The organism is Actinacidiphila sp. bgisy167 (genome assembly GCF_965342175.1).
Taxonomy (GTDB): domain Bacteria; phylum Actinomycetota; class Actinomycetes; order Streptomycetales; family Streptomycetaceae; genus Actinacidiphila.
This window is the reverse complement of the sequence record NZ_CBDRBL010000007.1, coordinates 44680-63573: the sequence shown is the minus strand read 5'-3', so window position 1 is coordinate 63573 and position 18894 is coordinate 44680. Positions and strand designations below refer to the sequence as shown.

Sequence of the window (18894 nt, the reverse complement as noted above, 5' to 3'; positions counted from 1 at the left end):
CCGGCCATCTATCGTCACCGCGGGAGAAGCCCGGGGGAGCGGCGGCCGTGCGCCGGACCATCGGCTGTCCGGCCGGGATGCGGACTGCTCTCGACGCGACGCCGCCCCATGCCAGTCGGATAAGGTCACAAAACGAGCAGAAGCTGATAAGGCGCAGGGAAGAAGGCAGTCACCTATGAGCAGCACCGAACCGCGCGGTCCCGTCGACTCCTCCCGCACCCCGCGGTACGCCGGCCCCGCCACGTTCGCGCGGCTCCCGCGCCTCGACGAGGTCGGCAGCGTCGACGTCGCCGTGGTCGGCGTGCCCTTCGACGCCGGCGTCTCCTACCGTCCCGGCGCCCGCTTCGGCGGCAACGCGATCCGGGAGGCCTCCCGCCTGCTGCGTCCGTACAACCCGGCGCAGGACGCCTCGCCCTTCGCGCTCGCCCAGGTCGCGGACGCCGGCGACATCGCCGCCAATCCGTTCGACATCAACGAGGCCGTCGAGACCATCCAGGCCGCCGCCGACGACCTGCTCGACACGGGCGCACGCCTGATGACCCTCGGCGGCGACCACACCATCTCGCTGCCCCTGCTGCGCGCCATGGCCCGCAAGCACGGCCCGGTCGCCCTGCTCCACTTCGACGCCCACCTCGACACCTGGGACACCTACTTCGGGGCCGAGTACACCCACGGCACCCCGTTCCGCCGGGCCGTGGAGGAGGGCGTCCTCGACACCTCGGCCCTCTCCCACGTCGGCACCCGGGGCCCGCTGTACGGCAAGCAGGACCTCACCGACGACGAGAAGATGGGCTTCGGCATCGTCACCTCCGCCGACGTCTACCGGCGTGGCGCCGACGAGGTCGCCCAGCAGCTGCGCGAGCGCATCGGCGGACGCCCCCTCTACATCTCCGTCGACATCGACGTCCTCGACCCGGCCCACGCCCCGGGCACCGGCACCCCCGAGGCCGGCGGCATCACCTCCCGCGAGCTGCTCGAGATCCTGCGCGGTCTGGCCTCCTGCAACCTGGTCTCCGCCGACGTGGTCGAGGTCGCCCCGGCCTACGACCACGCCGAGATCACCAGCGTCGCGGCCTCCCACACCGCGTACGAACTGACCACGATCATGACCCGGCGGATCGCGGCGGACCGCGCCTGAGCGGGCGAGGCGGCGGCGGCCCGGCGCCGGCTCCCCGCCGTCGGGCCGCCGCCCGCCCGTCTCCTCCTGCCGCCTTCCCGCCGCACGCGCGCAGGGGCGGCGGGGAGCGCCACGCGCGTGCGTCACCGCCCTGTTCCCGCCGCTGAAGAAGCGTTTCGGCACCCTTCGTCGTGAGACCCGGGACCGAGCGCTGTCAGACCCTCGTCGTAGTTTTGTCGCGGGAGGATGAAATCAGCGGTGCGGGGTGTTGTGATCCTCCGGCGCAAAGTACGGAACGGGAGGACACCGGGTGGCGACGAGGGGCGAGGAAGCGAAGTCCAGACAGGCCGGGCGCACCGGGCAGTCCGGGGAGGCCGCGCCGGGCGGGGGGTGGCTGCGGCGGTTGATGGGCTACTGCTGGCGCTACCGGGGGAACGTCACTCTCGCGCTGGGCTCCTCGCTCGGTGGCATGGCCGTGATGGCCCTCGTGCCGCTCGTCCCGAAGCTGATCATCGACGACGTCATCGTCAAGCACGACAAGCCGCTCGCGCCCTGGGCGTTCGTGCTGGTCGCTGCGGCGGTCGCGGTCTACCTGCTGACATTCCTGCGTCGTTTCTACGGCGGCAGACTCGCCCTCGACGTCCAGCACGACCTGCGCACCGACATGTTCCACTCGCTCACCCGGCTGGACGGCGCACGCCAGGACGAGCTCAACACCGGTCAGGTCGTCGGCCGGGCCACCAGCGACCTGCAGCTCATCCAGGGCCTGCTCTTCATGGCTCCCATGATGATCGGCAACGTGCTGCTGTTCCTGCTGTCGCTCGTCGTGATGTTCGTGCTCTCGCCGCTGCTCACCGTGATCGCACTCGCCGTCGCGCCCGCCCTGTGGTTCCTGGCCGACCGCAGCCGCAAGCGGCTCTTCCCCGCCACCTGGTACGCCCAGGGCCAGGCCGCCGCCGTCGCCGGCATCGTGGACGGCTCGGTCACCGGTGTTCGCGTCGTCAAGGGCTTCGGCCAGGAGCAGCAGGAGATGTCCAAGCTGCGCGCGGTCAGCGAGCGGCTCTTCGCGGGACGGCTGCGCACCGTCAGGCTCAACGCGCGCTACAGCCCCGCCCTGCAGGCCGTGCCCTCGCTCGGGCAGGTCGGGATGCTGGCGCTCGGCGGCTGGATGGCCGTACAGGGCCAGATCACCCTCGGCACCTTCGTCGCGTTCTCGACCTACCTCGCGCAGCTGACCGGGCCGGTGCGGATGCTCACGATGATGCTCACCGTCGGCCAGCAGGCCCGGGCCGGCGTCGAGCGCGTCACCGAGCTGATCGACACCCGGCCCAGCCTCGAGGAGGGCAGCGAGCAGCTGCCCCCCGAGGCCCCGGCCACCGTCGAGTTCGACCACGTCACCTTCGGCTACGACCGCACCCGCCCCGTGCTGGACGACTTCTCGCTCACCGTCGAGCCCGGCGAGACCGTCGCCGTCGTCGGCGCCTCCGGCAGCGGCAAGTCGACGGTCTCCTTGCTGCTGCCCCGCTTCTACGACGTGACCGGCGGCGCCGTCCGCGTCGGCGGCCACGATGTGCGCGACCTCACCTTCGACTCCCTGCGCGACGCCATCGGGCTCGTGCCGGAGGACAGCTTCCTGTTCTCCGACACCGTGCGCGCCAACATCGCCTACGGCCACCCCGACGCCACCGACGACCAGGTCCTCACCGCGACCCGGCACGCCCAGGCGGACGAGTTCATCAGTGCCCTGCCCGAGGGGTACGACACCGTCGTCGGTGAACAGGGACTCACCCTCTCCGGCGGCCAGCGCCAGCGCGTCGCCCTGGCCCGCGCCATCCTCACCGACCCGCGGCTGCTCGTCCTCGACGACGCGACCTCCGCCGTCGACGCCCGTGTCGAGGCCGAGATCCACGACGCGCTGCGCGAGGTGATGGCGGGCCGCACCACTCTGCTCATCGCCCACCGGCGCTCGACTCTCGCCCTCGCCGACCGGATCGCCGTCCTGGAGGCCGGACGCCTGGTGGACGTGGGCACCCATGAGGAGCTGGAGGCGCGCTGTGCCCTGTACCGGCGTCTGCTCACCGACCCCGACGAGCTCGGCTCGGACGTCGTCACGCACGACCCCGCCGGTGAGGTCGTGCCCCTGACCGACTGGTCCGGCGAGCGCACGGTCGCCGATTCGGCGGCAGGAACCGGCGCCGAGCGGCCCGCCGTGGGCGGCGTGACCCCGGCCCTGTGGCCGCAGGACCGGCGGCACCGGGGCGAGGACACCGGAGGGGCCCAGGCCGGGCCCTCCCCGGCAGCCGTGCGCGGCGGCCCGGGAGGCATGGCCGCGGCCATGGCCGGCATGCCCGCCACCCCGGAGCTGCTGGCCCAGGTGGCGGCACTGCCCCCGGCCCTGGACACCCCGGACGTCGACGAGGAGGCGGCGGCCGCCGTCGAGAAGGACTTCGGTCTGCGCAGTCTGCTGCGCGGCTTCCGGGGACCCCTGCTGCTGAGCCTGGTGTTCGTCGCCGTGGACGCGCTGGCCGGGCTGCTCCTGCCGGTCCTGGTCCGGCACGGCATCGACTCGGGTGTGCGGCAGGCCGCTCTCGGCGCCGTCTGGGCGGCCGCGCTGCTGGGCCTCGTCGTGGTCGCCGCGCAGTGGGTCGCGCAGTGGGGTTCCACGCGCCTGACCGGCCGCACCGGCGAGCGCGTGCTCTACATGCTCCGCGTGAAGATCTTCGCCCACCTGCACCGGCTCGGCCTCGACTTCTACGAGCGCGAGCTGACCGGCCGCATCATGACCCGGATGACGACCGACGTCGACGCGCTGTCGACGTTCCTGCAGACCGGCCTGGTCACCGCGCTGGTCAGCGTGCTCACCTTCCTCGGCATCCTGGTCGCGCTGCTGGTGATCGACGTCGAGCTCGCCCTGATCGTCTTCGCCACCCTGCCCGTGCTGTTCGTCGCCACCTGGGTCTTCCGCCGCAAGTCCGTGAAGGCCTACGAGCTCGCCCGGGAACGGGTCAGCGTCGTCAACGCCGACCTGCAGGAGCACGTCGCCGGCCTCCGCGTCGTGCAGGCCTTCCGCGGCGAGCGCGGCGGCGCCGAGCGGTTCGCCGGCCGCAGCGACGCCTACCGCCAGGCACGGGTGCGCGGCCAGTGGCTGATCTCGGTCTACTTCCCCTTCGTGCAGCTGCTGTCCAGTGTCGCCGCCGCCCTGGTCCTGATCGTCGGCGCCCACCGGATCGGCGTGGGCACCCTCACCGCCGGCGCCCTGGTGGCGTACCTGCTCTACATCGACCTGTTCTTCTCACCGGTCCAGCAGCTCTCCCAGGTCTTCGACGGCTACCAGCAGGCGTCGGTGTCCCTGGGCCGCATCCGCGAGCTGCTGCGCACGCCGACCACCACCCCGCCCGCGAAGTCCCCGCGCGACGTCGGCAGGCTGCGCGGCGAGATCGCCTTCCGAGACGTCCACTTCCGCTACACCGAGGACGGCGCCGAGGCGCTGACCGGGATCGATCTGCGCATCCCCGCGGGCCAGACGGTGGCCTTCGTCGGTGAGACGGGGGCGGGCAAGTCGACTCTGGTCAAGATGGTCGCCCGGTTCTACGACCCGACCTCGGGCGCCGTCCTGGTCGACGGCCAGGACATCCGCGAACTCGACCTGACCGGCTACCGGCAGCGGCTCGGCGTGGTCCCGCAGGAGGCGTACCTCTTCGAGGGGACAGTCCGCGACGCCATCGCCTACGGGCGGATGGACGCGACCGACGCCGAGGTGGAGGCGGCGGCGCGTGCCGTGGGCGCCCACGACATGATCGCCACCCTGGACGGCGGCTATCTGCACACCGTCTCCGAGCGCGGCCGCAACCTCTCCGCCGGGCAGCGGCAGTTGATCGCCCTGGCCCGCGCCGAGCTGGTCGACCCGGACGTCCTGTTGCTCGACGAGGCCACAGCGGCCCTGGATCTGGCCACCGAGGCGCTGGTCAACCAGGCCGCCGACCGGCTCGCCGTCCGCCGCACCACCCTGGTCGTCGCCCACCGGCTCACCACCGCCGCGCGCGCCGACCGGGTCGTCGTCCTCGACCACGGCCGGGTCGTCGAGGACGGCACGCACGAGCAACTCCTCGCCGCCGACGGCCGCTACGCCGAGCTGTGGCGCACCTTCGTCGGCGAGGACGAGAACAGCGAGGCCGTCGTCTAGGACGTCCTCGCGCGGGCAGCCGTAGGCGTAGCCGCAGCACGGCCCGGACCGGTGGTCCGGGCCGCGTACTGCACCGCACCCCATGCCCGAGTGGTGCGGACGCGTGCGGGGCCGACGGGCGCATCGCACGCCCGTCGGCCCCGCCGCCCGCCCGGGCCGGACGGCCGGGACCCGGGAACCGCGACGTCGCGGCGCGTCGTCAATACCCCAGGCCCCAGCCCACGGGGTAGAGGGTTCGTGACGGGGCGTCCGCCGCAGGCACCGCCACCGGGAGCTTCCCGCTGGGCCGTACCTTGCCCGCCAGCACCCGTGCCGCCGCCCGCATCGACACGTCCGTCCAGCCGTAGGCGGCCAGCGCGGCGGCCGGACCGTCGAGCCGGGCGACGTCGTAGGGATTGCGGATCGCGACCTGCACCACCGGCACCCCGGTCGCCACGAGCGCGGCCACCAGCGCGATCTGACCCGTCGACGCCCCGGTGACGTTGTACGTGGCCACCACCACCGCGTCCTTGTCCCGCGCGGCGGCCACTGCCTGGTCGATGACCGCTTGCTCCGGCGCGGTCCCGGTCGGCAGGACGTGCGTGGCGTGACCGAGGCCGGACAAGGTTGTGCCGAGCACTGCTGTGGGCGGGCCGCCGGTGCCCGAGGGCGCGGCCGGGTCGGCCCCGACGACCAGCAGCCGGCTCCGGGCGGGCAGCGGCAGCGCCCCGCTGTTCGCCAGCAGGGTCACGCTGCGTTCGGTGATCCGGTCGGCCTCGGCCAGATGGCCGCGGACACCGACCACCCGGTCCACACCGCGGTGGGTGACGTACGGGTCGTCGAGCAGCCCGCGCCGCGCCTTGAGCGTGAGGATCCGGGTGAGGGACTCGTCGAGGCGTTCCTCGGTGAGCTCACCGGACCTCACGGCGGCCATCACTCCCTGCCAGGCGGTCTCCAGGTCCGGAGGGTTGAGCAGTTGGTCGGCGCCGGCCTTGAGGGCGAGCACCGGGACCCGGTCGTCGCCGTACTTCTGGCGTACGCCCTCCATGCCGAGCGAGTCGGTGACGACCACGCCGTCGTAGCCGAGTTCCTCGCGCAGGATGCCGGTGAGGATCGGCCGGGAGAGTGTGGCGGGGTCGCCGGAGTCGTCGAGGGCGGGCACCAGGATGTGCGCGGTCATGATCGAGTCGATCCCGGCGGCGATCGCGGCGCGGAACGGCGGGGCGTCCAGGCGCCGCCACTCCTCCAGCGAGTGCGTGATGACGGGCAGCTCGAAGTGGCTGTCGGTACCGGTGTCGCCGTGCCCGGGGAAGTGCTTGGCGGTGGCGACGACACCGGCTCGCTGGTATCCCTCCACCTGGGCGGCGACGAGCGCGGCCACGGCCTTCGGGTCGGCGCCGAAGGAGCGCACCCCGATCACGGGGTTGGCGGGGTTGACGTTGACGTCGGCGACCGGCGCGTAGTCCTGGGTGATGCCCATCGCGGCCAGTTCGGCCCCGGCGACGGCCGCGGCCCGCCGGGCGTCCCTGGCGCTGCCGTTCGCGCCGAGCGCCATCGCGCCCGGGAAGAGCGTGGCGGGGGAGCCGATCCGGGCGACGGCGCCGTGCTCCTGGTCGGTGGAGATCAGCAGCGGGATCCGGGAGGCCCGCTGTATGCCGTTGGAGAGGTCGGCGATCTGGTGGGGATCGCGCGTGTTGTGCGCCCACGCGAAGTAGATGATGCCGCCGACGTGGTACTTGGCGATCAGCTCCGCGGCGTTGGAGACCCCGATCTCGGCCTGGTTCGCGGCGACGTCGGCCGGATCGGGGGCGGTGGCCGAATGGCCGTACACCCGCATGACGAAGAGTTGGCCGACCTTCTCCTCGATGCTCATGCGGTCGATGAGGGCGCGGACGCGTGTGTGGTTTGCCGTGGCCGCGCTCGCGGTGCCCGGGACGCCGAGGGCGAGGGCGGTGGAGGCGGCCGCGGCGGCACCGATCACGGTGCGGCGGGACGGTTGGGGACGGCTGTGCATGACGGACTCCTTCCGGCAGGAGGAGGCGGAGCACTGAAAGAAATCTTCGAGCAGACACGCTTAGCCGGAAAATAATTGTCAGTCAATGAGTTGGACACGCGTGGGCACGAGACGGGACGGCACGGCGAGCACCGCGGCGAAGCTCTGGGCCTGGATGCAGCGGATGTGCTCGTCCCCGGTGGGCGCAGCCGAGATCTCCCGCCGGCCGATGGCCAGAGCGGCCCCGGTGGGCCGGCAGCCCGTCAGCACGAAGGCGAAGCGCCGCTCGTCCGTACGCCGCGGCTGCCGCGCCAGTTGCTCGCGCAGCGCGGCCGCCCCCGTGCGGGGCAGACCGGCGAGGAAGGCGTCGAGCTGCCGGGCCGAGGTGACCTCGGCGGCGCGTCGGCCGCCGCCCGGTTCCCGCGTGTCCTCCAGACCGCCGAAGGCCAGCGTGCGCCCCGGAGCCGGCGGATCGGCCAGTGGGTCCGCCTCCTGCGCGAAGCGCGGCCGCTTCGGCATCCGGTCGCGCGGCACCTCGAACACGGTGACGACTCGGTGGGCGGCCAGGCACGGGCCGCCCGGCTGCTGCGCGAGGCCGAGCACCAGCCGGTCGCCGCTGCGGAAGAGCATGGCGTCCTTTGTGCCGGCGCAGCCGGTCGTACGGCTCCAGGCGACCAGGACCGAGCGCGAGAAGTCGGTCCGCGCGGCGCGCTCGGCGATGGCGTCGGCGATCTGCGGTGCCGACGCCATGAAGTAGCCGGGGAAACGGCCCAGGTCGCGCTCGTCGTCGAGGACCGTGTGCACGGCGGGCACCGGGCGCGTCGTCTCGGTGACGTACACACGGCGGGTGGAGAGCATCCCGTTCACCGGCGGGGACGTGGCGAACGCGGCGGTCGGCCCGACGGACGGCGCCCGCTCCGTGCCGACCGGAGCGGTGGCGGTCGCGGAGGCGGAGGGGCCGCCTCCGGCGTTGTCGGCGGGGGCGGCGGCGGGCCGCTGCCGGTCGCAGGCGGCGGTCAGGGCCGTCAGCGACACGGTCAGCAGCGCGACGGCCGTCGCCTTGCGGAGAGGCCCCGGCAGCACGCCGGTCGGACGGAGAGGGGACGGATGCGGTTCCCTGCGGATGGGTGGCATCCGCTCATGGTCCGGCAACGACCCGGGGGTAGTGCTCACGCAACGCCCGGACCGTCTCCGTGATGGCCGGACGTCGCGACGCCCCTGTCCGCCAGAGGGCGTACAGGCGCCGCACGGGCGCCGGCTCCAGCGGCAGCACGACCACGCCGTCCGGCACCGCCCCCCGTCCCAGGCGCGGCATCAGCGCGATCCCCAGCCCGGCGGCCACCAGCGCCAACTGCGTCTGGTACTCGCCGACCTGGAACGCCAGGTCCGCCTCGGCGCCGACCTCCCGCAGGGTCCGCACCAGCCAGTCGTGGCACATGTGCCCGGGCGGCTGGCAGATCCACCGTGCGTCGACGAGGTCCTCGCGGACCAGCGCCCCGCGCGCCGCCAGCGGATGCCCGGCGGGCACCAGGACGTCGCAGTGATCCTCGCCGATGACCACCCGCTCCAGTCCCTCGGGCGCGGGCAGCGGGGTGATGTCCCAGTCGTGCACCACGGCCAGATCGACGACGCCGCGGGAGACAAGGTCCACCGACAGATGGGCGCCCTCCTCCACCAGCCTCGGCTCCAGCGACGGGTGGGCGGCCGTCAGCCCGGCCAGAACCTGGGGGAGCAGGCCGCGCGCGGCGGTCGGGAAGGCGGCCATGGTCAGCCGTCCGGTGGGCCGGCCGCGCCGCTCTTCCAGTGCGACCTCGGCCCGTTCCACGATCGCCATCAGCTCCTGTGCCGTCGCCGCCAGCAGCTCGGCGGCCTCGGTCAGCGCCACGCCGCGGCCCTGCCGCTCCAGGAGCGTCGTACGGGTCTCGCGCTCCAGTTTGGCGATCTGCTGGGAGACGGCGGACGCGGTGTAGCCGAGGGCGGTGGCCGCCGCTCCCACCGATCCGTGCACATGTACCGCGTGCAGCGCCCGCAGCCGGGCCAGATCCAGCATCCGTCCACCTCGCCATCCTGCGCGCCACACGGCAGATCGTTCAGCGTTGCTGAATCCTGCGGGCGCGACGTATTCACCGGTGCTTAAGAGTACGCGCCCAGGTGTCACCGCGCCGCGCTCAGGCCGATTCGTCGAGCAGTCGCAGCATGTGCGCGCGTCCCCGTGACAGCAGCTCCGGCAGCGCTCGCACCTGCGGGTAGCGGCGCTTGTCGTACTCCCAGCACAGCCAGCCGTCCCAGTCCGCCCGGCTGAGCACCTCCACCGTGCCGGCCAGCGGCAGTGCCCCGCCGCCGAGCGGCAGCGGGGTGGTGTCCTGCGCCGAGGAGACGTCCTTGACCTGCACATAGCCCAGGTAGGGGGCGAGCACCGGATAGGTGTGCTCGGGCTGTTCGCCGCCCAGCCACGGGTGCATCACGTCCCAGAGCGCGCCCGTGTGGTGATGTCCCACCAGCCCCAGAATCCGCGCCACGTCCGCGCCCGTCCGGTGCGAGTCATGGGTCTCCACCAGGATCCGCACGCCGGCGTCGGCGGCTTCCGGGGCCACCGCCGCCAGCCGGCGGGCCGCCCGGGTGTCGGCGGGCTCTCCGTCGTCGCCGGCACCGGGCGACACCCGCACATAGGAGGCGCCGAGGTCGGCGGCGAGGCGGACGTGGTCGCGCAGGCCCCGCAGCGCGGGGGCGTCCTCACCTGGCGCGGCCACCTGCACGGAAGAGGCGACTGCCAGGACCGCGACACCGCAGCGGCGGAACTCCGCGGCGAGATCGGCGCGTTGACGTTCCGTCAGTCCGATGTGCGCTGGCTCGTCATGGCCGGCCCGCAGCTCCACACCGTGGTAGCCGTGTTCAGTGGCGAGCCGGACGACCTCCGGCACGGATAGTCCCGGCACCCCGAGGGTCGAGAACGCGAACTTCACTTTTCGGACGCTACAGCACTGGTCGCCGGTCCTGCCCGACGAGAGAGCGGCCGGCGCCGCAGGCGAGCCGCTCCCTGGCGGGCGCGGAACCGGCAGATCCATGGAGCGCCGGACGCCGACCGGAAGGCCGGCCGGAACGGCGCCGGCGTGCTGTTGTGCGTGGCTCCGGATCGGGCGGGTCCACGGGGCAGGCGCAGCAGAAGGGGCCTCTGAGAAATCGCTGAGAATTTCTTCGAGATGCCGTGCAACCATCCCCGCTGCCGGTGTGTCTACCTAGCCGTCAAGACCCCGGAGGGGGGCCTCACAAGGGTCTTGAGTGGGGGAGAGCGTGACGCCCGGAGGGGGCTCGGGGCATCGCGCAGAGGGAGGGGAAACGCAAAAGGGGTCCGGCTCAGCCGGACCCCTTTCGCCGTGTCTGCCCGGCTGAAGCCGACCAGGGTGGACGAGGCGGAACCGGACCGGGGGCCGCCTGAGACCGGTCTCTGTGAGACCGGTCTCGACCGGCGGGACGCGCGAGGCGGGATCGTGCGAGGCCGGACCGGTGGGCCGCCGTCGCTCAGCGCTTCTCTCGGGCCCGCCGGGCCAGCACGGTCGCCATCACGGGGATCACCGCCTCAAGTGCCGCCGAGACTCCTTCGACCGGGAGCCCGGTCCGCTTGGCCACCGCCCGCGCCGCCGGGGCGGCGACCTTGGCCAGCACGGCCGCCAGCACCCCCCGGCCCGGTTCCGGTCCCGTGCCGCCCTGCACCCCGGCGAAGCCGACGGCGGCGGCGGGCAGCGGCTCCGGCTCGTTCGCGGCCTGCTCCATGGCCTGGCACAGCTCCGCTGTGCCGCCGGGTGTCACCGCGTCGTCCGTCAGCACCCCCGTGATCGAGGCCACCGCGCTTCCCACGACCTGCTGAGCCCGCGCGGCTTCGGTCCCGAGCAGCTCGGCGATCTCCCGGAGCCGGTCGTCCCCCAGCTCCTCCAGCACCTCGTCCTTCAGCGGTCGGTCGCTCATGGTCGGGACGCTACGCGTGATCCGCCCGCCCGGCCCGCCGACGGCAGCCGGACGGATGTACGCCCCGGGCGGGGAAGCGCAGGGGCGGTGTCGTGGGCCCCTGACCGGCCCACCATCCCGTGATAGATGTCATACGACATCTATGTGGGTCGGTGGGCAGCCGCCGGAGGAAGTCCGCATGGTCCGCGGGTGGCGCCGGCCGGCCCCGGGGAGGCGATGGCGCAGCGGTCGCACGGTCCGGCGGGAGTCTTCGCAGGTCGGACGGGTGTCGGTGTCCGAACTCCGGCCTGGGGTGACTCGGTCGGTGTGCTCGGGTCCTGTTATTCCCGGGGGGATCCGGGTCCGTGGGTCGCCGCTCCTGGTCGGGTTGTCCGCCGAACAGTGTATTGATTACGTTCGTAATCTAAGCGCCGCGCAAGCGCTTCACCTACGGAATCGAGGGGTCGTTTCATGCATTCGAGTGCACAGGTCGGCGTCACGGGTCTTGCCGTGATGGGCCGTAATCTGGCCCGCAACCTGGCTCGTCACGGTTACGCGGTGGCGGTGCACAACCGCACTCCCGCCCGGACCCTGGCCCTGGTCGGCGACTTCGGCCACGAGGGCGCCTTCATCGCGGCGCAGACCGCGCAGGAGATGGTCGCCGCGCTGCAGCGGCCCCGGCGGCTGATCGTCATGGTGCAGGCCGGACAGGCCACCGACGACGTGATCGCCGAGTACGCGCCGCTGCTCGACCCGGGCGACGTCATCGTCGACGGCGGCAACGCCCACTTCGCCGATACCCGCCGCCGCGAGGCCGCCCTGCGCGAGCGCGGCATCCACTTCCTGGGCACCGGCATCTCCGGCGGCGAGGAAGGCGCCCTGAACGGCCCCAGCATCATGCCCGGCGGCTCGCCTGAGGCCTACCGGCTGCTGGCCCCCGTCCTGACCGACATCGCCGCCACCACCCCCGACGGCACCCCGGCCGTCGCCCACCTCGGCCCCGACGGCGCCGGCCACTTCGTCAAGATGGTCCACAACGGCATCGAGTACGCCGACATGCAACTCATCGCCGAGGCCTACCACCTCCTGCGCCACGCCACCGGATGGCCGCCCGCGCGGATCGCCGACGTCTTCCGCCAGTGGAACACCGGCCGCCTGAACTCCTACCTCATCGAGATCACCGCCGAGGTCCTCGCCCACCACGACGCCGACACCGGCCTGCCCTTCGTCGACGTCATCGCCGACGCCGCCGAGCAGAAGGGCACCGGACGCTGGACCGTGCAGACCGCCCTCGACCTCGGCATCCCCATCTCCGGCATCGCCGAGGCCGTCTTCGCCCGCTCCCTGTCCGGCCACGCCCCCCTGCGCGCCACCGGCGCGACCCTGCCCGGACCTGCCCCCACCCTCCTCGGCCAACGCGACGCCGAACGCTTCACCGGCCAGGTCGAACAGGCCCTGTACGCCTCCAAGGTCATCTCCTACGCCCAGGGCCTGCACCAGATCCAGGCAGCCGCCGACACCTACGGCTGGCACACCGACCTCGCCACCGTCGCCGCCGTATGGCGCGCCGGCTGCATCATCCGCGCCGACTTCCTCGACCGCGTCCGCGACGCCTACACCGCAGACCCCGCCCTGCCCAGTCTGCTCGCCGACCCCGGCTTCGCCCGCGAAGTCGGCGCCGCCCAACTCCCCTGGCGCCTGGTCGTCGCCCACGCCACCCGCGACGGCGTGCCCACCCCCGCCTTCGCCGCCGCCCTGGCCTACTACGACACCCTGCGCACCCCGCGCCTGCCGGCCGCCCTCACCCAGGCCCAGCGCGACTACTTCGGTGCCCACACCTACCGCCGCGCCGACCGCCCCGGCAGCTACCACACCCGCTGGGACACCGACCGCACCGAACACCCCACCACCTGACCGGCCTCCATCGCTGCCGGGCCAGTGCCGGGCCGGAGCCGGTGGTGGACGGTCCCCGGCAATTTCGCACGCGACCAGGCGCGGCTCGAGTCCGCCGCGGCGGACCTCGCGAAACGTTTCGGCGTCCAGGTCTCGGTGCTGAGCGCCGACCTGGCGACGCCGGAGGGCATGCGGAGCGTCGAGGACCGCCTGGCGGCCGACCCCGCCATCGACACGCTGGTGAACAACGCCGGCGCTGCCCTGTTCGGTCCGCTGTCCGCGGCGGACCCCGACCAGTTGGAGTGGCTGATCACACTCAACCTGACCTCCGCCACCAGGCTCGCGGCCGCCGCCGCGAAGGCGTTCTCCGGCCGGGGATCGGGCACGATCGTGAACGTCTCCTCCGCCCTCGCGCTCAACATCCTCCCGGTCGGCGCGGTGTACAGCGGCACCAAGGCGTATGTGATCGCCTTCTCCCAGGCCCTGGCCCAGGAGTTCGCCGGTTCCGGCGTCCGGGTGCAGGTCCTGGTGCCCGGAGCGCTGGAGACGGCGATCTGGGACGGCTCGGGCATCGAACTGGACCAGGTGCCCAAGGAGGCGGTCATGGCCCCCCGCGACGCAGCGCGGGCCGGGCTCGCCGGTCTCGACGCCGGAGAGCTGGTCACGATCCCCTCGCTGCCGGAGCACGCGACGTGGGAGGCGTACGAGAACGCGCGCCAGGAGCTCATCCCGGGTCTGTCCCTCTCCCGGCCCGCCGGCCGCTACGCCCGCTGACCGCGGGGACGGCGACCACGCTCGCCGCCGGAGCCCTGCCGTCCGACGAACCTGCCGGGGCGGATGGCGGGCCTTCGACCCGTCGGCCGGGGCTGCGACCGGGCCGCCCCCTCCTCCGGGCAGCGGGCGGCCGTCACCCAGGCATCACCCCCGTCGCCCCCGCATCACCTCGGATGCGGGGGCGACGTACGTCAGAAGGGCACGCCGCAGCGCAGCATGACGTTGGCGTACGGCCGTGCCTCGCCCGTGCGGACGACGAGGCGGGCCTGCCGGGTGCGGGCCTTGAACTCCTCGTGCGGCACCAGCTCCAGGTCGGGGAACGCCCGGTCGAGCCGGGCGGTCACCTCGGGGTTGTGGTCGCGGACCTCCCTGGCGGCGATCGCCCCTTCCACCACCAGCTCCTCCAGGAGGCCGTCGAGGACCTCGGAGAAGGACGGGGTGCCGGCCCGGAACGCGAGGTCGACGACGATGGGCCCGGGAGGGATCGGCAGCCCCGCGTCGCAGACCACGACCAGGTCGGTGTGGCCGAGCACGGCGAGGGCGCCCGACAGATGGCGGTTGAGGATTCCGGACTTCTTCACAGCTGACCCACTTCTTCGAGGGTGGGGAAGGATTCCTGCGCACCCGGCTTCGTGACGGCCGCGGCGCCCACCCGCACCGCGAACCGCACGGCGGACGCCAGGTCGTCGCCCGCGCCCAGCCGCCATGCCAGCGCCCCCGTGAAGGAGTCGCCGGCACCGGTGGTGTCGACGGCCGACACACGAGGGCTCGGTATGTGTACGGCGCCGTCCGCCGTCGCCGCGAGCGCGCCCGCCGCGCCGAGCGTGACGACCACGGAGCGCGGGCCGAGCGCGAGCAATCCCGCCGCCCACGCCTCGGGGGTGTCCCCGGCCTTCGCGCCGAGCAGGACGCGTGCCTCGTGCTCGTTGACCACGAGGGGGTCGCAGCCGGCCAGCACCTCCGGCGGCAGCGCGGCGGGGGGCGAGGGGTTCAGCACGACCCGCGTGCCGGCCTCCGCGGCCGTCGCCACCGCGGCGGCGACCGACTCCAGGGGGATCTCCAGTTGCAGCGAGACCACCCTGGCGGCCTCCAGCAGCTCGCGTGCCCCGGTCACGTCCTTCGCGGTGAGCCGGGCGTTGGCGCCCGGCGACACCACGATGCTGTTGTCGCCCGAGGGGTCCACGGTGATCAGCGCGACCCCTGTGGGGGCGTCGCCGCTCAGGACACCGGTGGTGTCGACGCCGGCCGACGTCAGCGAGCCGGTGAGCAGCCGCCCGTGGGCGTCGTCGCCGACCCGGGCGAGGAGCGCCGTCCGCGCCCCCAGGCGGGCCGCGGCGACGGCCTGGTTGGCCCCCTTGCCACCCGGGTGGGTGGCGAGGTCCGAGCCGAGGACTGTCTCGCCGGCCGCCGGGCGGCGGTCGACATGGATCACCAGGTCGGCGTTGGCCGACCCCACGACCAGCAGGTCGTAGCCGTGCATCTGCGTGTTCCCTTCGGGGTCGCCGTACCGATGCGGCTCGTCAGGAGGAGAAGTCGGCGACGTTCTTCTCGGTGACGACCTTGACCGGGACCTTCACCAGGTCGTCGAGCTTCTCGCCCTTGGCGGCCTTCACCGCGTTCTGCACGGCCAGCTTGCCGAGCTCCTTCGGCTGCTGGGCCACGGACGCGAAGAGGGTGCCGTTCCTGACCGCGGTGAGGCCGTCGGGGGTGCCGTCGAAGCCGACGACCTTGACCGACGTGCCGGCCTTGTCGCCGAGCGCCTTGACGGCGCCGAGGGCCATCTCGTCGTTCTGGGCGAAGACCCCGGTGACGTCGGAGTGGGCCTGCAGCAGGTTGGTCATGACGTCCAGGCCCTTGGTGCGGTCGAAGTCGGCGGACTGCTGGGCCACCACCTTGATGCCCGGGTAGGCCGTGATGCCCTCGTTGAAGCCCCGGCCGCGCTCGTTGGCCGCGGAGGTGCCCGCGGTGCCCTGAAGGACGACGACAGTGCCCTTGCCGCCCAGCGACTCGGCCAGCGTCTTGGCGGCGAGCCGGCCGCCCTCGACGTTGTCGGAGGCGACGGTGGTGGCGAGCTCGGCCTTGTTGACGCCGCGGTCGGCCGCGACGACGGGGATGCCGGCCTTGTTGGCGGCCTTGACCGCGGGACCGGCCGCGTCGGAGTCCACCGGGTTGACGACGATCGCCTTCACGTTCTGGCTGGTGAAGTTCTGCAGCTGGTTGGCCTGCTGCGAAGCGTCGTTCTGCGCGTCGGTGACGGTCAGGTCGACGCCCTCCTTCTTCGCCTCGGCCTGCGCGCCCGACTTCAGCTGCACGAAGAACGGGTTGTTGAGGGTGGAGACCGAGAGGCCCACCTTGATGTCGGAGGACGAGCCGGAACCGGAGTTGCAGGCGGTGGCGGTGAGCGCCAGGGCGGCGACGGCGACGGTGGTGGCGGAGATGAGCTTCGTGCGCATGGGGGTTCCTTGGTGTGGTGCAGGAAAAAAGGGGGGAAAGGTCGGGGGTCCGGGCGCCGCGTCAGGCGCGGCGGCGCAGGGTGTCGAGCAGGACGGCCAGCGCGATGACCGCGCCGATGACGACCTGCTGCCAGAAGGCGGAGACCGACAGGAGGTTGAGGCCGTTGCGCAGTACGGCGAGGATCAGCGCGCCGATCAGGGTGCCCGACGCCTTGCCGACGCCTCCGGAGAGGCTGGCGCCGCCGATGACGACCGCGGCGATCGCGTCCAGCTCGTAGCCGTTCGCGGCCTGCGGCTGCGCCGAGGCGAGCCGGGAGGCGAGCACGATGCCCGCGACCGCCGCGAAGAGGCCGGACAGAGCGTAGATGACGATCTTCTGGCGCTTGACGCGGATGCCGGAGAGGCGGGCCGCCTCCTCGTTGCCGCCGATCGCGTACATGGCGCGGCCTATGTAGGTGCGGCCGAGGATGATCGCTGTGGCGGCGCCCGCGACGATCATCACCAGGACCGGGACGGGCAGCCAGCCGCCGATGGTGTCGCCCAGGTGGGAGACGGAGTCGGGGAAGGCGATGGGGCTGCCCTGGGAGATGACCAGGGTGAGGCCGCGGCCGATCGAGAGCATGGCGAGGGTCGCGATGAACGGCGGCAGCTTGCCGAAGGAGATCAGCAGGCCGCTCAGCAGACCGCTGGCGACACCCGTGGCGATGGACAGCACGACCGCCAGCCACACCGGCAGACCCGCAGAACTCGCGCTCCAGGCCAGCACCGTCGCCGAGAGCGCCGCGACCGAGCCGACCGACAGGTCGATGCCGGCGGCGACGATCACGAAGGTGGAGCCGAAGGCGAGGATCGCGACGACGGCCGCCTGGACGCCGACGTTGAGCAGGTTCTGCGTGGACAGGAAGTCGCCCGACAGGAACGACAGGGCCACGAGCAGGACCACCAAGGCGCTGAGCGCGCCGTTGTTGAGGAGCACACGGCGTGCCGCGGCGAGGCCGCCCGCGTCCGTACTGCTTTTGAGCGTGTCAGTGGCCACGGGAGCCCTCCACATCCTTCGTTGCTGTAGTCGTGCCGCCCTCGGCTGGCGCTGTGCCGACGGCCAGGGCCATGACGGAGTCCTGGGTGGCCTCGTGCGAGGGAAGTTCACCGGCGATCCGGCCCTGGGACATCACCAGGACGCGGTCGCTCATGCCCAGCACCTCGGGGAGGTCGCTGGAGATCATCAGCACCGCGTGGCCGGAGGCGGTGAGCTGGTTGATGAGCTGGTAGATCTCGACCTTGGCGCCGACGTCGATGCCTCGGGTCGGCTCGTCGAGAATGAGCACCTTGGTGTCGGCCAGCAGCCACTTGCCGATGACGACCTTCTGCTGGTTTCCGCCCGACAGGGTGCGCACGTGCTGGTGCAGCCCGGCCATGCGGACCTTGAGCTGCCCCGAGATCCGATCCGCCGCCTTGCGCTGCCCGGCCCGGTCGACGAACCCGGCGCGCGTCGCACGGCCGAGGGTGACCAGGCCCAGGTTCTCCTGGATGGTGGCGTCCAGCACCAGGCCCTGGCCCTTGCGGTCCTCGGGCACCAGGCCGATGCCCGCGTCCATGGCGGCGTTCACGTCGTGGCGGCGCAAGCGCTTGCCCAGGACCTCGACCGTCCCGGAGTCGTACGGGTCGGCGCCGAAGACCGCGCGGACGACCTCGGTGCGTCCCGCGCCGACGAGTCCGGCCAGGCCGACGACCTCGCCGGCCCGCACCTCGAAGCTCACGCCGTGGAAGACGCCGTCCCGGGTGAGGCCCTCGACCCGCAGCAGGGGCGCGCCCGCCTCGGCGCGCTCGCGCGGGTACTGCTGCTCGATGCTGCGGCCCACCATCAGCCGGACCAGTTCGTCCTCCGGGGTGCTCGCCGGCACCTGGGTGACGCTGCGGCCGTCGCGCAGGACGGTGACGCGGTCGCCGAGGGCGGCGATCTCCTCCAGGTGGTGGGTGATGAAGACGATGCCGACGCCGTCCTCGCGCAGCTTGCGCACGATCCGGAAGAGCTTGTCGACCTCCTCGGTGGTGAGCACCGCGGTCGGCTCGTCCATGATCAGGACGCGTGCCCGCAGACTGAGGGCCTTGGCGATCTCCACCATCTGCAGGCGCGCGATGCCCAGTTCGGAGACCGGGGTCCGCGGGTCGACGTCGATGCCGACCCGGGCCAGCAGCGCGGCGGCGTCCGCGTTCATCTGCTTGCGGTTCACCAGGCCGAGCCGGCGCGGCTGGCGGCCCAGGAAGATGTTCTCGGCGACACTCAGCGCCGGGACGAGGTTGAACTCCTGGTAGATCGTCGCGATGCCCAGCTTCTCGGCGTCCTGGGCACCATGGATGCGCACCTCGCCGCCGTCGACGAGGATCCGTCCCTCGTCGGGGCGGTGGGCGCCGGAGAGCATCTTGATCAGGGTGCTCTTGCCCGCGCCGTTCTCGCCGAGCAGGACGTGCACCTCGCCTCCGCGCAGGTCGAAGTCGACGCCGTCGAGAGCCACCACGCCGGGGAAGACCTTGCGGACGCCCTCCATGCGGAGGAGCTCGG

Annotated in this window: 12 protein-coding genes and 1 pseudogene; 4 read left to right on the top strand and 9 right to left on the bottom strand. The window is 72.9% G+C overall.

The genetic code is table 11. The features are described from left to right. The first annotated feature begins 175 nt into the window (after nucleotides 1-175). Together speB and ACRWND_RS04495 are read left to right on the top strand one after the other, a co-directional pair. A complete protein-coding gene (gene speB, locus ACRWND_RS04500; RefSeq protein WP_431946119.1) occupies nucleotides 176-1138 on the top strand; it encodes an agmatinase in 963 nt (320 codons plus the stop codon). Between the two features lie 385 nt (nucleotides 1139-1523). Further along, on the top strand, nucleotides 1524-5300 hold the full coding sequence (locus tag ACRWND_RS04495) for an ABC transporter ATP-binding protein (RefSeq protein ID WP_431946244.1): 3777 nt from the start codon (nucleotides 1524-1526) through the stop codon (nucleotides 5298-5300). A gap of 199 nt (nucleotides 5301-5499) precedes the next feature. Here the strand turns inward: ACRWND_RS04495 and ACRWND_RS04490 are convergent, their stop codons facing one another. The 5 genes from ACRWND_RS04490 to ACRWND_RS04470 form a co-directional block, all read right to left on the bottom strand. Next, the gene (locus tag ACRWND_RS04490) at nucleotides 5500-7293 is read right to left on the bottom strand and encodes a glycoside hydrolase family 3 protein (protein ID WP_431946117.1); all 1794 of its coding nucleotides are present in this window, start codon (nucleotides 7291-7293) and stop codon (nucleotides 5500-5502) included. A gap of 78 nt (nucleotides 7294-7371) precedes the next feature. Beyond that, nucleotides 7372-8406, bottom strand: a complete 1035-nt coding sequence (locus ACRWND_RS04485; protein ID WP_431946115.1) for a hypothetical protein — start codon at nucleotides 8404-8406, stop codon at nucleotides 7372-7374. Between the two features lie 4 nt (nucleotides 8407-8410). Continuing rightward, entirely contained in the window at nucleotides 8411-9322 is a 912-nt protein-coding gene (locus tag ACRWND_RS04480; protein WP_431946113.1) for a LysR family transcriptional regulator, read from the bottom strand. A 118-nt stretch (nucleotides 9323-9440) separates the two neighbouring features. Next, on the bottom strand, nucleotides 9441-10235 hold the full coding sequence (locus ACRWND_RS04475; RefSeq protein WP_431946111.1) for a sugar phosphate isomerase/epimerase family protein: 795 nt from the start codon (nucleotides 10233-10235) through the stop codon (nucleotides 9441-9443). Nucleotides 10236-10791: 556 nt separating this feature from the next. Then, nucleotides 10792-11235: a DUF937 domain-containing protein gene (locus ACRWND_RS04470; protein ID WP_431946109.1), complete on the bottom strand. Its 444-nt coding sequence runs from the start codon at nucleotides 11233-11235 to the stop codon at nucleotides 10792-10794. A 450-nt stretch (nucleotides 11236-11685) separates the two neighbouring features. Between ACRWND_RS04470 and gndA the strand changes: the two genes are divergently transcribed. Next, nucleotides 11686-13128 carry an NADP-dependent phosphogluconate dehydrogenase gene (gndA, locus tag ACRWND_RS04465; protein ID WP_431946107.1) on the top strand — a complete coding sequence of 481 codons (1443 nt, stop codon included), beginning with the start codon at nucleotides 11686-11688 and terminating at the stop codon, nucleotides 13126-13128. Between the two features lie 24 nt (nucleotides 13129-13152). After that, nucleotides 13153-13881, top strand: coding sequence for an SDR family NAD(P)-dependent oxidoreductase (locus tag ACRWND_RS04460; protein WP_431946105.1), 729 nt, complete (start codon nucleotides 13153-13155; stop codon nucleotides 13879-13881). A gap of 191 nt (nucleotides 13882-14072) precedes the next feature. Here the strand turns inward: ACRWND_RS04460 and rbsD are convergent, their stop codons facing one another. From rbsD to ACRWND_RS04440, 4 genes and pseudogenes are all read right to left on the bottom strand, one after another. Further along, nucleotides 14073-14462, bottom strand: coding sequence for a D-ribose pyranase (gene rbsD, locus ACRWND_RS04455; protein ID WP_431946103.1), 390 nt, complete (start codon nucleotides 14460-14462; stop codon nucleotides 14073-14075). Beyond that, nucleotides 14459-15361: a ribokinase gene (rbsK, locus tag ACRWND_RS04450; protein ID WP_431946100.1), complete on the bottom strand. Its 903-nt coding sequence runs from the start codon at nucleotides 15359-15361 to the stop codon at nucleotides 14459-14461. Before rbsK ends, rbsD begins: the two co-directional genes overlap by 4 nt. A 40-nt stretch (nucleotides 15362-15401) precedes the next feature. Further along, nucleotides 15402-17370: pseudogene (locus ACRWND_RS04445) on the bottom strand (ABC transporter permease/substrate-binding protein). Continuing rightward, entirely contained in the window at nucleotides 17360-18880 is a 1521-nt protein-coding gene (locus ACRWND_RS04440; protein WP_431946242.1) for a sugar ABC transporter ATP-binding protein, read from the bottom strand. Before ACRWND_RS04440 ends, ACRWND_RS04445 begins: the two are co-directional and overlap by 11 nt. Between the last annotated feature and the right edge of the window lie 14 nt (nucleotides 18881-18894).

Coding starts and splice junctions, on each gene's coding strand:
- speB (WP_431946119.1), top strand. CDS start 176: ATGAGCAGCACCGAACCGCGCGGTCCCGTCGACTCCTCCCGCACCCCG.
- ACRWND_RS04495 (WP_431946244.1), top strand. CDS start 1,524: ATGGGCTACTGCTGGCGCTACCGGGGGAACGTCACTCTCGCGCTGGGC.
- ACRWND_RS04490 (WP_431946117.1), bottom strand. CDS start 7,293: ATGCACAGCCGTCCCCAACCGTCCCGCCGCACCGTGATCGGTGCCGCC.
- ACRWND_RS04485 (WP_431946115.1), bottom strand. CDS start 8,406: ATGCCACCCATCCGCAGGGAACCGCATCCGTCCCCTCTCCGTCCGACC.
- ACRWND_RS04480 (WP_431946113.1), bottom strand. CDS start 9,322: ATGCTGGATCTGGCCCGGCTGCGGGCGCTGCACGCGGTACATGTGCAC.
- ACRWND_RS04470 (WP_431946109.1), bottom strand. CDS start 11,235: ATGAGCGACCGACCGCTGAAGGACGAGGTGCTGGAGGAGCTGGGGGAC.
- gndA (WP_431946107.1), top strand. CDS start 11,686: ATGCATTCGAGTGCACAGGTCGGCGTCACGGGTCTTGCCGTGATGGGC.
- rbsK (WP_431946100.1), bottom strand. CDS start 15,361: ATGCACGGCTACGACCTGCTGGTCGTGGGGTCGGCCAACGCCGACCTG.
- ACRWND_RS04440 (WP_431946242.1), bottom strand. CDS start 18,880: ATGGAGGGCGTCCGCAAGGTCTTCCCCGGCGTGGTGGCTCTCGACGGC.